The organism is Clostridium ihumii AP5 (genome assembly GCF_000612845.1).
In the GTDB taxonomy this organism is placed as follows: domain Bacteria; phylum Bacillota; class Clostridia; order Clostridiales; family Clostridiaceae; genus Clostridium_J; species Clostridium_J ihumii.
Genome location: NZ_CCAT010000083.1, coordinates 299,397 through 315,588, shown reverse-complemented (window position 1 = coordinate 315,588; position 16,192 = coordinate 299,397). Strand labels below are relative to the sequence as shown.

The following is a 16,192-nucleotide window of genomic DNA, read 5'->3' as shown; positions in this document are numbered from 1 at the left end:
TTATGCAATAACATTTTATTTTCATCAAAGTCTTCTTTTTAATTAAATATTTACACTTTAAAATTCGTTATCTCATTATATTCTTTTTTATTGATGAAACTCCCATTGCCATTCCCATAAATACCCAAAACATTGGGAAATTCATTACAGTACTTGGTGCAAAGCTTAATAAGATTAAATTGAACATCAATACCCCAGAAATGAATACATATTCTTTAATTTCTTTATTGCATTTCAAATAGATTATTAATAAATTTATTGATTTTACAATATAACAGACTATAAAAATTCCTAAAACCAAAACACCATAATCCCCCAGTATTTCCAATATTAAACTATGTAAATTATATATACCAAAGGTGTTATCTAATTGCTTTATATATAAAGATGTATTTCCTGGACCAAATCCTAATAAATGATGTTCTTTAAATACGCCCTGTGTAACATCTACTATTAAAGTTGATCTAATATTTATAGAACCTTGTTCTCCTACCTTGATTCCTCCTAATTCGCCTTCCATTTCTTCCATTTCTTTTAATTGTTGCATTTTACCATAAAATGGTTGCATTTGTGGTATAAATGATAAACCTTGAAATATAATAACTGTTGTTATAGCTATTATAATTGATTTTTTTACATTAATTTTATCCTTATTCAAAACAAAGAAAATAACGATAAATCCTAAACTAAATAATAAAGTTATCCACGCAGTTCTACTCATTCCAAAAATTAATGTTATCAGACATGCCAAATATATTAAATAATCTATTTTTCTGTTTTCATATAAAATGAATCCTAAAACAATAATCATACTTGCAACTAAAAACACACAATAATTATTGGGATTAAAGAAAAATGATACTGGAACTCTTTTAATATGTGGATATATTTTCTCACTTAAATTACTTGCTTGAAAATGATTAGCCATTCCATATCTTATGCCTAATATTTCTAAAAAACTTAAAGCTAAAATACCTACTAATAAATATCTAAAAAAACTTAAAACTTCCTTTAAATTTTCTAAATTTCTCATTTCTATTAATATTATTATAAATACAGACATTGAAATAATATGACTTTTTATACTTGATATTGCCACACTTTTGCTATTACTTATAAATATAGTAAATACACCATATACTATTATTAATGCAACCACCCAAAAGTCAAATTGTTTTAGTACTGATACATATCTAGATTTACGTTTATTTTTTAATAAATCAAAAATTAAATACATATAATATAAAAATACTATCACATAAAAACCATATATTGCACTACCACCTACATTAAAATAAAAATTGGAATTGAGTACTGCAAATAATAACAATGTACATAATTGTACTACTACAAAATTATTATTAAATTTAAAATAAATTAAGGCTATATAAACTAAAGCAAATATTGGTGCAACAATTTTATTAGGATTTTCTATTGCACTAAGTATACATAATCCAACTAAACATATCATGTATACATCTACCACATTTAATCTCCTTACTTTGTTTTCTTTCATAATGTTTTCCTCCAAATTTAAATATGTTAATTTTAAAAAATTTACATTGAATTAATAATATCTACTAATTTTAACAGTCCCATTTTTCTAGAAAACTCTTCATTGTTAGATTTTACTTCATCTTTATTCATCTCACAATATTTGCTTATATCATTCAGCATAAATTCTATATTCTCCTCATCTGAACAACTCCAAAAACATTTTGTGGAATACTTAGATAAAATATCTCTTAAACTTCCATGAGTTAAATTTTTATCTGTTAACACAAATACATTTTTATTTAATGCAATATAATCAAAAACTTTAGTAGTTGATATAAATGGATCTGCTGACGTTATAACCATTCCTATATCACAATTTTTTATATACTTAAGAGTTTCTTCATAATCTTTATGTCCTAATATGTGTATATTGGAAAATTGGCTAAACTTTATTAATTTTTTCTCATCATTACCAATATAATAAAAACTAAATCTATTTCTATTTTTATTTCTAGTTAAAACTTTTAAAAATTTATCTGTAGTTTCTATATCATGAATTTTACCAGCATAAACTAATGTAATGGATTTATCATTTTTTAAATAATTATCTTTTAAATCTATTTTGGATAAAGTCTTTTCATCATATCCATTTTCTATTATACTAACTTTTTTATAATCTTTTGTTGTTAATAGATCAGTACAATATTTATTAACAGTTATAACTTTATCACAATTTGAAATAAACATTTTTTCATAATAAGATTTTATTTTCTTTTTTATTATACTATTATTAAACCTTGGATTGTTAGCAAAAGGATCTCTAAAATCCAAAATTACTTTACAATTCATTTTTGTTTTTATAAATTTAGTGATATTAAACTGCATAAATGGACCACCAGTTATAACTACTACATCATATTTAGGTAATTCATTTTTATTGAAAAACCTCTTAAGATTTTGTTCCCACTCTCTTCCTACATCCTTTATTATAGTTTTTCTTTTAGATAAGTTGTTTGGGACATAATATATATTTCTTATAGATTCTTTGTTGATTTTATCTGTATCTTGTGTAGCAGTTATAACATCACATATTATGCTTCTATCCACTTCATTTATGTATTTAGCCCAATAAGATACTCTTTTAGCTCCCACTTCCTTTAAAGGCTCAAAATAATATGAAATAAATAATATATTTTTCATATATCCTCCTAGATTTGATGCAATTTTTCTTATTATTCTATGCTAAATAAACACATATAGAGTTCTATAATTTCAAATTATGGAATTTCAAATTTTATATGAACAAGTACATTGCCATTTTTCAATCCATATATAATTAAATTGCTTCAAAATAGATATTATTTATTGTAAATTATATGCAACTTATTGATTTTTTAAAAGTTGGTCTTCTGGAACATTTCTGAATACTCTTGCTGGATTTCCTACCATTATTTTTTCTTTTGGCACATTTTTTGTTAAAACACTACCCGCTGCAACAAATGCATCTTCTTCAATAATTTTACCTGGAAGTATTACTGCACCGGCTCCTATTCTTCCACCTTTTTTTATAGTAACTCCTTTAAACTTTCCAAATCTCTCCTTAGAACGTGCTGCATAATTATCATTTGATGTTGTAACACAAGGTGCAATAAATACATTATCTTCTACTTCTGAATAAGCAGTTATATAAACATTTGTTTGTATTTTGCAATTGCTTCCTATAGTGCAGAAATTTTCAACTGTTGTTCCTCTTCCAATTACTGTTTTCTCACCTATTTTTACATTTTCTCTTATAGTTGCAACATCTGCTATTAATGTTTTATTTCCAATAGTACATCCTGTATAAATTATAACATTAGCACCAATTAAACATTCATTACTTATATGAGCTGGTTCTAACTTATCTTCATCTTTAAATATACTATTAACACCTCTCATAGGTAACTTACCTATAACAGTATTATCATCAATCCTTACATTATCCCCCACAACAGTTCCACTATGTATTATAACATTATGTCCTATCTTGCAATTATTTCCTATAACTACCTCATCTTCAATAACTGAAAATCTTCCTATTTCTACATTATCTCCAATTTTACTTTTGTCAGAAATATAATTCATAATTATTTCTCTCCTTTTCTATTTCAAGAAATTTAATTTACATTAGCCATTAGAGGACCAAAATTATAATTTACTTATTACAATATTTTGGTCCTCATTTAAAATAATTTAATTATATAATTTGGATTTACATATTACTTTATGTTGTGAATTTTAGAAACATCCTTCATATCAGTGCTTGCAAAGTTTTCCATTGGGAATTTTACTGGCATTCCTGTTAATCTAGATTTGTAAGCAGCTAATATTATTTCCATAGCCTTTTTACCTTGTTCTCCACTAACTAATGGTTCAGTTCCATTGTTTATTGCATCTATAACATTTTTAAATAGTGCTGTATGACCTGCTCCATAAACATTATCAACTTCCCCTGATGCTTCTTTTATTACATCTTCTTCTAATTCTTTTTCGTCTTCAAATCTCCAAGTTTCTATTTTATTAACAGCCATTCCCCCTATACAAACTGCTGCCTTTTCTCCAAATATACTTAAAGTTTCTTCCAAATTTTTAGGGAATACACATGCACTACCCTCTACTATTCCTATAGCACCATTTTTAAATCTTATTAATATAGCACCGAAATCTTCTGCTTCTATATCTCTTAAGAATGTATCACATTGTGCATAAACAGTATCTACTTCTCCACCTAACATCCATTGAAGTAAATCTATATTGTGTATGCATTGATTCATTAATGTACCACCATCTTGAGCCCATGTTCCCCTCCAAGGTGCTTGCTCGTAATATCCCATATTTCTATTCCATAAGATTCTTGCAGTTCCATTTACTAATCTACCAAATCTATTTTCTTCTATAGCACTTCTTAACTTTTGTATTGGTGCATTAAATCTATTTTGATGAGATATAGACAATGTAACATTATTCTTCTTAGCTACTGCTATCATTTCATCTGCATCTTTAACTGAAAGAGCCATTGGTTTTTCAACTATTACACTTAATCCTTTGTTCATGCAATATATAGCTATTTCAGGATGATATCCACTTTCAGTTGCTATGTATGCAATATCTATTTCTACTTCATCTAACATTTTTTTATAATCCGTATAAACCTTAACATCACATTCACAATTCATACTTTTTATATATTCATCTTTTTTAGCTATTGCTTTTTCTTCTACTACATCACAAGTTGCTACTAATTTAGCTTCATCTTTATTGTTTACTATTGCTTCTACACCTTTATAAGATATTCTTCCACAACCTATTACCGCAAATTTAAATTGTTTCATAAAATTTCCTCCTTGAATAATAAAATTATTTTAAACTCTTTAAAGATTAAGCACATAGATTTTCAACTATGTGCCTCTCTCCAAATAAAAAATAATATTATAATTTATTTATTTTATGTCTATTGTTCTTAACATTTTTAGTTGCATTTCTAGTATCATATAGCAAAGTAGCCTTTTCTACTATTTTTTCATAATCATAGCAACTATGATCTGTAGTTATAAGAACTATATCAGCACTTTCTATTTCTTTTTCCCATTCAACAGAAATATATTCTTTACCTTTATGTTTGAATGAAGGAATATATGGATCATTTACAACAACATTAGCACCTTTTTTCTCTAATAGTTCTAATACTTTTAAAGTTGGTGATTCTCTCATATCATCGATATCTTTCTTATATGCTGCACCCATAACTAGTACTTTAGCTCCATTAAGTGCCTTTTTATCTCCATTTAATAAGTTCATTACATTTTCTATAACAAATTCAGGCATAGAATCATTAATTATTCCTGAAGTTTCTATTAATTGAGTATGATAATCATATTCCTTTGCTTTCCATTCTAAGTAGAAAGGATCTAGTGGTATGCAATGTCCACCTAGTCCTGGACCTGGATAAAATGCCATAAAACCATATGGTTTTGTTTTAGCTGCATCTATAACTTCCCAAACATCTATACCCATTCTTTTACATAATATTGCCATTTCATTAGCTAATGCTATATTTATATTTCTAAATGTATTTTCTAGGATTTTTTCCATTTCAGCAACAGCTGGACATGAAACTTCCATTATATCTCCCTCTAATACATTTCTATAAAGTTGTGCTGCAACTTCTGTACATCCAGTTGTACATCCACCTACAACTTTAGGAGTATTTTTAGTATTATATTCTTTATTACCTGGATCAACTCTTTCTGGTGAAAATGCTAAGAAGAAATCTTCTCCACATTTTAATCCTGTTTCTTCTAATATAGGTTTTATAACTTCTTCTGTAGTTCCTGGATATGTAGTACTTTCTAAAACAACTAACATGCCTTTATGTAAATATTTAGCTACACTTTTTGTTGAATTAACAACATATGATAAGTCTGGTTGTTTATATAAATCTAATGGTGTTGGAACTGCTATACATACAGTATCAACTTCTGAAACAAAACTAAAATCTGTAGTTGCTTTTAATTTTCCATCTTTAACTAATTGTGCTAAATCTGTGTCAACAACATCTCCTATATAATTTTTTCCTTCATTAACCATTTCAACTTTCTGATCTTGAACATCAAAACCAATTACATTATATCCTGCTTTAGCTTTTTCTACTGCTAAAGGTAACCCAACATAACCAAGTCCTACAACTCCTAATTTAGCAGTTTTATTTTTTAATTTTAATAAAAGTTCTTCTCTTAATTCCTTTGACATTTTGCTTCCTCCTAATAAAGTTACCTCATTATTCAATCTTCAATCTCAATTGAATTATATAATTATTTGCTAATTATATAATTCAATTGATTATTCTTAAATTCAAGTAATTTACAGCAACTTTAATTTTTAATATTACATTGTTATAACATATAATATTTTATTATTTGATAATAATAATCTATATATTCTCTCATTAGACCAACAATTTTATTTAAATATCTTTTCTTTTGTATGTTGGAACTTTTTGAGATAATAATGACACTACATCTTCTTTTTCTCTATTTTGTACTTTTTTAAATTCTTCTATAGATTGCTCTATAAATTTTATATCTATCTCCATAGGCTTTTCTACAAAAATCTTTTTATGTCCAGTAGATGTTAAAGCTATCTCATCCATTAAAAGCTCTTCGTAAAGTTTTTCGCCTGGTCTCAATCCTATGCATTCAATTTTTATATCAACATCTGGTTGTAATCCTGATAAACTTATTAAATCTCTAGCTAAATCTGCAATTTTAACAGGCTTACCCATATCTAATACAAATATTTCTCCACCTTTAGCCATACCACCTGCTTGGATAACAAGTTGTGCTGCTTCTGGTATTGTCATGAAAAATCTAGTTATATCTGGATGAGTAAGAGTAATTGGTCCACCACTAGCTATTTGATCTTTAAATAATGGAATTACTGAACCATTACTTCCAAGTACATTTCCAAATCTAACTGCTACAAATTCTGTTTTACTAACTTTATCAAAAGCTTGAATTATAAGTTCACAAAATCTTTTAGTGGCACCCATAACATTAGTTGGATTAACAGCTTTATCTGTACTTATTTGAACAAATTTCTTTACATTAAATTCATCACAGCATTTTGCTAAATTATAAGTACCTATTATATTATTTTTTATAGCTTCATTTGGATTAGCTTCCATAAGTGGTACATGTTTGTGTGCCGCAGCATGAAAAACTACTTCTGGTTTATACTGTGTAAAAATTTCTTTTAATCTTACAACATCTCTTATTGAAGCTATAATTACTTTTTTGTTTTGTTCTGGGTGATTTCTATTTAACTCCATTTCCAAGTCATAAGCATTATTCTCATATATATCAAGTATAATAAGTAAACTTGGATTAAACTTAACTATTTGTCTGCAAAGTTCTGAACCTATTGATCCACCACCGCCAGTAACTAAAACTACTCTATTTTTTATATATTTATCAATGTTCTTACTATCTAATTTTATCGGCTCTCTTCCTAACAAATCTTCTATGTTTACATCTCTTAATTGTCCCATACTAAAATTGTTATCGATAAACTCATATACTCCTGGAACTGTTTTTAACTTACATTTAGTTTCCTTACATATATTCAAAATTTCTTTTTTGTCATGTAACTCAACTGAAGGCATAGCTAATATTATTTCCTTAACATCTTCCTCTTTACATATATTTAGAATAGAATCTCTTCCACCTAATACTTTTATACCATTTATTCTTTTGCCTGTCTTGTCTTCATTATCATCAATTATCCCTACTATGTTGTAACTTAAATCAGGATGTTTTCTTACTTCTTTAATTATTAATGCTCCTGCATCTCCTGCTCCAACAAGTAATGTGTTAATTTTATTCTCACATTTTTCTTTTGATTTATCTTTGTTTCCTAATACTCGTAATAAGAATCTTAATCCACCTAAACTTAATACACTTAATACCCAGAATATTATATGAACAGCCATAGGAAATCTATAGTACTGTCCTTTTAAAACTGTATAACTAACAAAGTAACTATAAATTACAAATACTATATTAGTTAAACTTACAGAATAAACAATAGAAAACAATTCATCAATAGATGCATATTTCCATATATTGTCATACAATTTAAATATTTTATTAAAAAATATTGTAAATATAACCAAAGGTATTATTGAACTAGCAAAAAACACTTCATACTCATTTGGAATTTTAAAATCAAATTTTAAAAGTAATGCCATATATAATGATAACATTATAAATATGACATCAAATATAATTATTTTTTTATCATTTTTCATAAATTCACTTCCTAAGTCTTTATAAGGTTTAAATATAAATCCTAACAACCTCTCTAAACTATAATATTAAAATATTACTTTTCATTTGTACATTTTTAATTATTCAAATCTCTTTATAATTTTACAACATTTTTTCAATAAATCAACTATTTTTTAAACCTTTTAATACCATTTTATCATTATTGACAGCGTTTTACAGTACTTTTCATACCTTTTATATATATTTAAGACAAGTTTTAATATATAATCATGTATATTTTTATAACTGTACATCCTTTAACATAGACTTTATTTCTTTTAAAACCTCATCATTAGAGTCTAACTTTTCAGCTATTTCTATATGAAGTTTTACTTGTTTTAAATCTCCTATATTTATGTAGCACATAATTAAATTTGTGCATATATCTATAGCTTTTGTAACTTCAAATGCTGCTCTAAAGTACTTTATAGCACTATCATAGTTTCCCAAGGACGCATAGTTTATCCCCATCTCATTTACAACTGAAATATCATCATTATTTATCATTTGTGCTTCATTTAAATAATAAATTGCTTTTTCATAATTCTCAAGCATTCTATTTGCTACCGCTATATAATAGTATATTTCTACTGTATCACTTAACTTATCCATTAATGGCAATAAAATTTTCAAAGCTTCCTTAGGTTCACTATAAACCATTTCTTTTCCTTTATTATAACTAGTTATAATTTCTAACGAATCTTTTAATTCTATAACTTCATTTGTTTTTTCACCATTTAAATTTAAATATTCGTTTAATGCTACTAATGATAATTTATAATCATTATCTTCTTTTTTAATTATTGCTTCATATAAGTATGGAGTGCTAAATCCTATAATTTTTTTACATTCATCTATAAGCTTTAATTCTTCTTCTTTAAATACTACTTTTGTGTTTCTTAATGCTTCTAATAGCAAAAATGCTTTATCATAATTAGTGTTTAATTTTTCAACCTTTATTAATCCTTTCAATAAAATATAAGCATCTTCATATTTACTTTCTTTAATATTTTTAAATATGTTTCCCTTTATAAACTTTAAACTTCCATCTATATTCATTACTATATCTTTGTACTCGTTGTTATATTTAAAATTATTGTCACAACCTAGAACAAAAAATATACCTTCTAAAAATAAAGTTATTGGAATGTTTTTTAAATCATCACCATCTTTTGCTTTTCCAACTACATCTTCACTTTTAACTGGTAAATAAATATTTTCTTTAAATTCATAATTACCTAACTTAGTACCTTTTTTAATTTCTAAAAATAGTATTTTTGATAATTTATCTAATAAATAACTATCTATATTCATATTACACCATCCTAACAATATTATTTATTAAAAGTTTTCTAATTTACAATTTCGTTTAATTAGTATCATTTAACTTATTACTTTTTATGTTTAACATTAAAATAATAAATCATATAAAAAAAAATAACAAGTAAAAACACTTTTTAATATTTTATAAAATAAAATTTATACATATTTATTATATACTTAATATATAATAAATAGATATACATATTTTATATTGCATTTTCTAAATTAATATAAAATATAAATTCATTTATTTTTCATTTTAATATGACTAAGGAAATCTATTGCAATTAAGTTTCTATTATCTTATAATTAATTTGTTTTAAAACTATGAAATAACTTATTAATTAAAAAGCAATAATTAGTATTATTATATACTGTTATGTAATAAATTATATTGCTTGTTTTTTAATTGATTAAATTAATTGAAATAAAATATTTTAATGTATATAGAAAGAGGGGATATTGGTTGTATAAATTAAATCAACACGAAACACCATTATTTGACGCATTAATGGAATATGTTAATAGAGATACTCTTCCATTTCATGTGCCAGGCCATAAAAAGGGTGTTGGTGCATATAAACAATTTAAAGATTTTATGGGTGAAAACCCTTTTAAAATTGATGTAACTGTATTTAAACTTGTTGATAGTTATCATCATCCAACTGGACCTATAAAAAAAGCTCAAGAATTAGCTGCTGATGCATACGGCTCTGATGCATGCTTTTTTTCAGTTCATGGTACATCTGGCGCAATCCAAGCCATGATACTTTCTGTTGTAGGTGCTGGTGATAAAATTTTAATTCCTAGAAATGTGCATAAGTCCATTACTGGCGGAATAATACTTGCTGGTGCTATTCCAGTTTATATGCAACCTGAGCTTGATAAAAAAATAGGTGTTGCAAATGGTGTTTCTCCTGAAACTGTTGAAGCTACACTTAAAGCTAATCCAGATGCTAAAGCTGTATTAATAATAAACCCTACATATTATGGTGTTGCAACTGATATAGAAAAAATTAGTAATATCGTTCATTCTTATGATATACCACTAATTGTTGATGAAGCTCATGGACCTCACTTAAACTTTAATGACAAATTACCTATGTCAGCAATGGAAGCTGGTGCAGATATATGTGCACAAAGTACACATAAAATAATAGGTGCTTTAACTCAAGCTTCATTACTTCATGTTAATTCTAAAAGAATTAACATAGGTAGAGTTAGACAGGTTATAAATTTAATGCACACTACATCTCCTTCATATATACTTATGGCTTCTCTAGATACGGCTAGAAAGCAAATAGCTTTAGAAGGTAAAGAACTATTAGATAAAACTATAGAACTTTCAAATTATGTTAGAGATGAAGTTAATAAGATTCCTGGATTTTATTGCTTTGGTGAAGAAATACTTGGAAAGCCTGGAGCATATGCTTTTGACCCAACAAAAATCACTATAACTTGCAGAGATTTAGGTATAACTGGATATGATTTAGATATGATATTATCTAACAAATATCATATTCAAATGGAATTATCTGATCTATACAATGTATTAATTGTTGGATCATTTGGCGATACTGAAGAAGGAATGAATAAATTACTTGATGCCCTAAAAGAAATAAGTGACGAATACTATGGAAAAGGAATAAAAAAAGCGGACTTTATAGATATTCCTGAAATACCAGAGCAAATTCAAATTCCTAGTGAAGCTTTCAACAGTGTAAATACTGCTGTCAAAATTTCAGATAGTGTAGGAATGATAAGTGGAGAATTTTTAATGGCTTACCCTCCTGGAATTCCTGTATTATGTCCTGGTGAAAAAATCACTAAAGAAATAGTTGACTATGTTCAAAAATTAAAAGATACTGGTTTATATGTTCAGGGAACGGAAGATCCAAATGTTGAATATATAAAGGTTGTTAAAGAAGAAGATGCTGTATACATTGATGTAAATTAATATATAAATACCATGTGAATATGTACTTCACATGGTATTTTTTAATATTTAATTATCATCTTTTTGACCTGGTATTGATCCATATATATACCCACCTTGATTTATATTTTCATTTAATTTTTTAAACATATCATTTACAGAATAATTTCCTATTCCATACAATCCTTTTTCTGGTTCATGTTTTATATAACACATCCTTGCTTGATTTGCTTTTTCAACATCTTCTGCACTTTTTAAATTAGTTGATATCTTTACATCATCAGAAATCAAATCATAGGCTTTAGGCTTATTTATAAAATATACATTATCTATTTCTTGATTATCATACATATCTCTAAAAGCTTTTCCTAGTGTTTCGTGATCCCTTTCAGGTTCATTAAAATAACTAAATGTGAAAAATTGACAATCATTTTCTTCCCCCTTTATTTCTTTAACAGTTCCCCTGATTTTATCAATATTATTACATGTTTGCCAATCGTTTATATCAAGACATTTAATATTTTCTTTTAAAATTCCATATACATCCATTTCCGCATAAAATTCATTTTTCCTATTTTCAACAAATTCATCTACTGTTATTGTTGAAGGTATATTAGGAATCTGTTTTTTTTGTATAGCTCTATAAACTCCAGAACCATCACCTTTATTTATTAATACAACATATACATTTTGTGCACCTAATTCATTTACAGCATTTATTATAGCTGAATGTGCAAAAAGTACTACATCATCTTCATGACTAAAAAAGAAAGCTGCTTTTGGCTTTTTAAATTTTATTTCACCACTATCTATTTTGTTTTTTATATTTAAAACCTGCTCCAAATTTTCTTTTGAAATCTCTTTAGTTATATATACATTTTTGAAATTACTTTTACTTAAATATTTACAGTGCCTTCTTGTAATTTTATCTTTTATTAATACAATTGGTTTTCTTAACAATGATGCATTTAAAATTTCATCACTATTTTTTCCATCACTTAATACAACAGATGAAAAATTCTCCATAAATTTTTCATTTACTTCATCATTAAAATCATATATATTCTTATTATCAATTTTTTCAAACTTTATTTTTTTTGCATTTTTAAGTTTTTCATTTCCTATAACATATATATTTTTATATTTATTGTTTTTAAGTAATTGCAAATATGGTATTTTTTCATCTTTAGATAATATTACAGGTGCTTTTAATTTGCAAATTGCACTAGTAATTAAAATATTTTTTTCTATTTCTTTATCATTTATTACAAATATATTTTCAAGATTATCCATTTGTTTAACAATATTTTTATTCAGCTCATATATATCTTTTCCATTAATTACACTTACATTTTTACATATTCCATCCATTTTCTTTATCATTTCATAATTTACTTTTTTTATACTTAATAATACATATATATTATTAGGAGTTAACTTTTTTATTGTATCTATTGTTTCATTATTTATTTCATTATTATTCATAGTTAATATTGTAGCGTTTTTATAACTAGCAAAAGATGCTGCTAGTATTTTTTCTAAAGTATTGTCATTTACCAATACAACATCTTTATTTTTTAATATATTTCTTATATTAATTTTTTGTTCTAAATCACTTTTATTACTTATATTTATAGTTTGACATTTTCCATCTTCTATTTCTACATCCTTTGCAACACTAATATTTTTATTACTATTAAATATGGACATATTGGCTGTAGCAATAATCAATATTACTATACAAGCTATTATAACTTTAATATAACTATCCCTTCTATTTCTTTCCCTTTTTATTCTTCTTTTTGATTTCATAATCTAATACACCTCAATATACCACCTTAATTAAAATATTATTTCAAATAATATTTTCCTAGATATTATTTTAATTACATTTAGTTCAAAATTAGTTACAAAATAAAATCAAATTTTATAAAAAATAAAAAGAAGTGAATTTTTTATTTTATCCACTTCTTTTCATTTTATATAGTTTTCTTATTTTTTATTTTTTTTGTTATAAGTTCTTTACCTAAAATAAAGATATCATTTATGTATTTTCTATATAATACATATAATATAACAAATTCTAAAATGCCTAATATTATATACATCAATCCAAAATTATAAAATGTAGCATAAAAAGTATAAATACATAATGAAAATGTCATAATATAAAACTTTTTCAAATGATAGTTTACCTTAAAGTATTTTTGAGATATATATGTTCTCATTGAGAAAAATACTATATAAGATAATCCAGTAGATATACCAGCTCCTACAGCTCCTAACTTAGGAACTAATAAAAAGTTTCCTATTATATTAACTGCACAAGATATAACTGATATATATATATGTTTCTTTTGTTCCTTTTTAAAATTAATACCTAATACTGTAGTTTCTGAAACAGTGTACATTATAGGCATAAAACTTAAAAACGGAATTATAAACATAGCTGGCTTATATTGCTTTCCTAAAAATAGTATTAATACATCTCTAAATAATATTAATCCTATTGCACAGAAAAACATTGCTATTGTAACAATTAAGTTTACTTTTTCAAAGAACTTAGTATCATTCGGATCTTTTTCATATCTTTCAAAAGCTACTGGAACCCAGAATGTAGTAAAACATCCTTGCAGAATAGTCAGTAATGCTACTATTTTTGCAGCTCCACTATATATTCCTAGTTCTGTTGCTCCACAAAAATATTTAATTGCAATTTTATCTGCAGACTGAAATATATAATGTATAGCACCAGTTATAACAAGAGGTGCACCATAAGTAAAAATTTCTTTAGTACTTGTTTTAATAGTACTATTTAAAGTATCTTTTTTAAATATATTCCAATATCCTTTTTCACATACTATAGCCAATATAGTTACTGCTATATTGGATACAAGTAATGCTAATACCAATGATATATAGTTGTTTTTAAAGAAAATTGCTGTAACAAATATCATAAGCAAATAAAATACTTTATTCATTACAACTAATAGTGAATATGTTTTTGACTTTTGTTGCATTCTAACCACTAATAGTGCAAATCTATTAATTATTAAAAACGATATATGTAGTATAAATATAAACATCAATTTTACACTATATTGTTCAAATAAAAAATTAGATATTTGTTCTCTAAAAAGTATAATTATAATGACCAATACAATATTGGTTATTATTGGTACTTTTAAGCATCTAAATAATAATCTTTTTCTATCTTGCTCTTCTTCAACATAAAAAAATCTTACAAATGATTGATCTATTCCAAACATTATTATAATCATAGCCAAAGTACAATATAATTCAAAATTTGAATATATACCATATTGCTCTGGATTAAACATTCTAGTTACAATAGGTGCACTAAATATACCTATTATAAAAGTTACCCAACTCCCAATAGAAAATGACAAAAACTTATTTAATAAACTTTTATTACTCATATCATTTACCCTTCTTTAAAATAATTAAAACATAATCTTTATTATATATATGTTTTAATTAGTGTCAACTACAATTTTCTTTTAAAAATTACAAAGAATTAAAACCTATTAACTTTTCTTAATAGATTCTAATTCTTAACATTATTAATATATTATATTTATTTTAAGCATTTCTAAGAGATGCCATCTTATTTTTTGCCATTCTAAATCCTGCATTATCCAGTGTTCTGATGTATTGATTATAATTCATATCTAACACATTTCCATAAGATCTTAGTAAGTTACTGTAATATCCTAATACATAATGTGTTCTCATAAGCTTCTCTGTATGTCTTGTGTTAAATAATAAATTGTTAGTTCTTCTTTTTTTATCTGCATTTTTTTTAAGTTCAACATAATTGTCTTTAGCTTTCCCTATAAGTAATATTTTTTCATAATTTATTTCCATAACATTTCTATAGTATGGATATAGTACTTCTATCATTTTTTCATTGAAATACTTATTTTTTTCTTTTTCAATTTCTATTTGCTCTTTTAATATCTTCAATTTTTCATTAGTCTTTTCTCTAAGTTTTGGTAATCTTTCTATAACATATCTTACCTTTTCTACATCTTCTTTATTTTTATTTTTTAAAAGTTCTAATCCCTCTAAAACACTTTTATAATCATGCTTATCTCTATTTGTATCATCTTCATCCTGAAGAGCTGCTAAGACACTGCCCTTTTCTTCATTTAAATATATATCCATATAATAAAATATCCTTGCTAATCTTTCACAAAAAATTTTATCTTCTATGATATCATCATTTTCATCCACATACATGTAATTTTGTGGAGAAGTACTAAATACATTTAATCCTCCTTTTTCAAAAATTACTTCTCTATATAACTTATTATATAATTCAATAGGCTTAGATACATAAATTTTTTCCATTGCTTTTTTATATTTTTTTAACTTATCCTCCAATTGCTTTGATGGTGACTCATATAGTGCTGCCATAAAACCCCTCCTTATTAATTATCTAATATATTTCACTATTTACATAAAATCTCAAACTCTATATCATATGTATTATGTTTAAAATATAAATACATTATATCAAATTTTTTTAAAATTCCAATAATTAAATTAA

Annotated in this window: 11 protein-coding genes; 1 reads left to right on the top strand and 10 read right to left on the bottom strand. The window is 25.2% G+C overall.

The window, feature by feature from the left end:
* Positions 1-67: 67 nt before the first annotated feature.
* From BN346_RS17160 to BN346_RS17130, 7 genes are all read right to left on the bottom strand, one after another.
* Positions 68-1,516: an O-antigen ligase family protein gene (locus BN346_RS17160; RefSeq protein ID WP_040330206.1), complete on the bottom strand. Its 1,449-nt coding sequence runs from the start codon at positions 1,514-1,516 to the stop codon at positions 68-70.
* A gap of 41 nt (positions 1,517-1,557) precedes the next feature.
* A complete protein-coding gene (locus BN346_RS17155) occupies positions 1,558-2,697 on the bottom strand; it encodes a glycosyltransferase family protein (protein ID WP_040330205.1) in 1,140 nt (379 codons plus the stop codon).
* Positions 2,698-2,880: 183 nt separating this feature from the next.
* A complete protein-coding gene (locus tag BN346_RS17150) occupies positions 2,881-3,627 on the bottom strand; it encodes an N-acetyltransferase (RefSeq protein ID WP_101541715.1) in 747 nt (248 codons plus the stop codon).
* Positions 3,628-3,755: 128 nt separating this feature from the next.
* Complete coding sequence (locus tag BN346_RS17145; RefSeq protein WP_040330203.1) at positions 3,756-4,868, bottom strand: Gfo/Idh/MocA family protein; 1,113 nt, start codon at positions 4,866-4,868, stop codon at positions 3,756-3,758.
* Between the two features lie 97 nt (positions 4,869-4,965).
* Complete coding sequence (locus tag BN346_RS17140) at positions 4,966-6,285, bottom strand: nucleotide sugar dehydrogenase (protein WP_040330202.1); 1,320 nt, start codon at positions 6,283-6,285, stop codon at positions 4,966-4,968.
* 214 nt (positions 6,286-6,499) lie between these two features.
* Positions 6,500-8,341, bottom strand: coding sequence for a polysaccharide biosynthesis protein (locus BN346_RS17135; RefSeq protein WP_040330201.1), 1,842 nt, complete (start codon positions 8,339-8,341; stop codon positions 6,500-6,502).
* 259 nt (positions 8,342-8,600) lie between these two features.
* A complete protein-coding gene (locus BN346_RS17130) occupies positions 8,601-9,674 on the bottom strand; it encodes a tetratricopeptide repeat protein (protein ID WP_040330199.1) in 1,074 nt (357 codons plus the stop codon).
* A gap of 475 nt (positions 9,675-10,149) precedes the next feature.
* Between BN346_RS17130 and BN346_RS17125 the strand changes: the two genes are divergently transcribed.
* The gene (locus tag BN346_RS17125) at positions 10,150-11,640 is read left to right on the top strand and encodes an aminotransferase class I/II-fold pyridoxal phosphate-dependent enzyme (RefSeq protein ID WP_040330197.1); all 1,491 of its coding nucleotides are present in this window, start codon (positions 10,150-10,152) and stop codon (positions 11,638-11,640) included.
* Between the two features lie 48 nt (positions 11,641-11,688).
* Here the strand turns inward: BN346_RS17125 and BN346_RS17120 are convergent, their stop codons facing one another.
* From BN346_RS17120 to BN346_RS17110, 3 genes are all read right to left on the bottom strand, one after another.
* On the bottom strand, positions 11,689-13,431 hold the full coding sequence (locus tag BN346_RS17120; protein WP_040330196.1) for a cell wall-binding repeat-containing protein: 1,743 nt from the start codon (positions 13,429-13,431) through the stop codon (positions 11,689-11,691).
* A gap of 167 nt (positions 13,432-13,598) precedes the next feature.
* Complete coding sequence (locus BN346_RS17115; RefSeq protein ID WP_040330195.1) at positions 13,599-15,059, bottom strand: lipopolysaccharide biosynthesis protein; 1,461 nt, start codon at positions 15,057-15,059, stop codon at positions 13,599-13,601.
* 163 nt (positions 15,060-15,222) lie between these two features.
* The gene (locus BN346_RS17110; protein WP_040330194.1) at positions 15,223-16,059 is read right to left on the bottom strand and encodes a hypothetical protein; all 837 of its coding nucleotides are present in this window, start codon (positions 16,057-16,059) and stop codon (positions 15,223-15,225) included.
* Positions 16,060-16,192 lie beyond the last annotated feature (133 nt).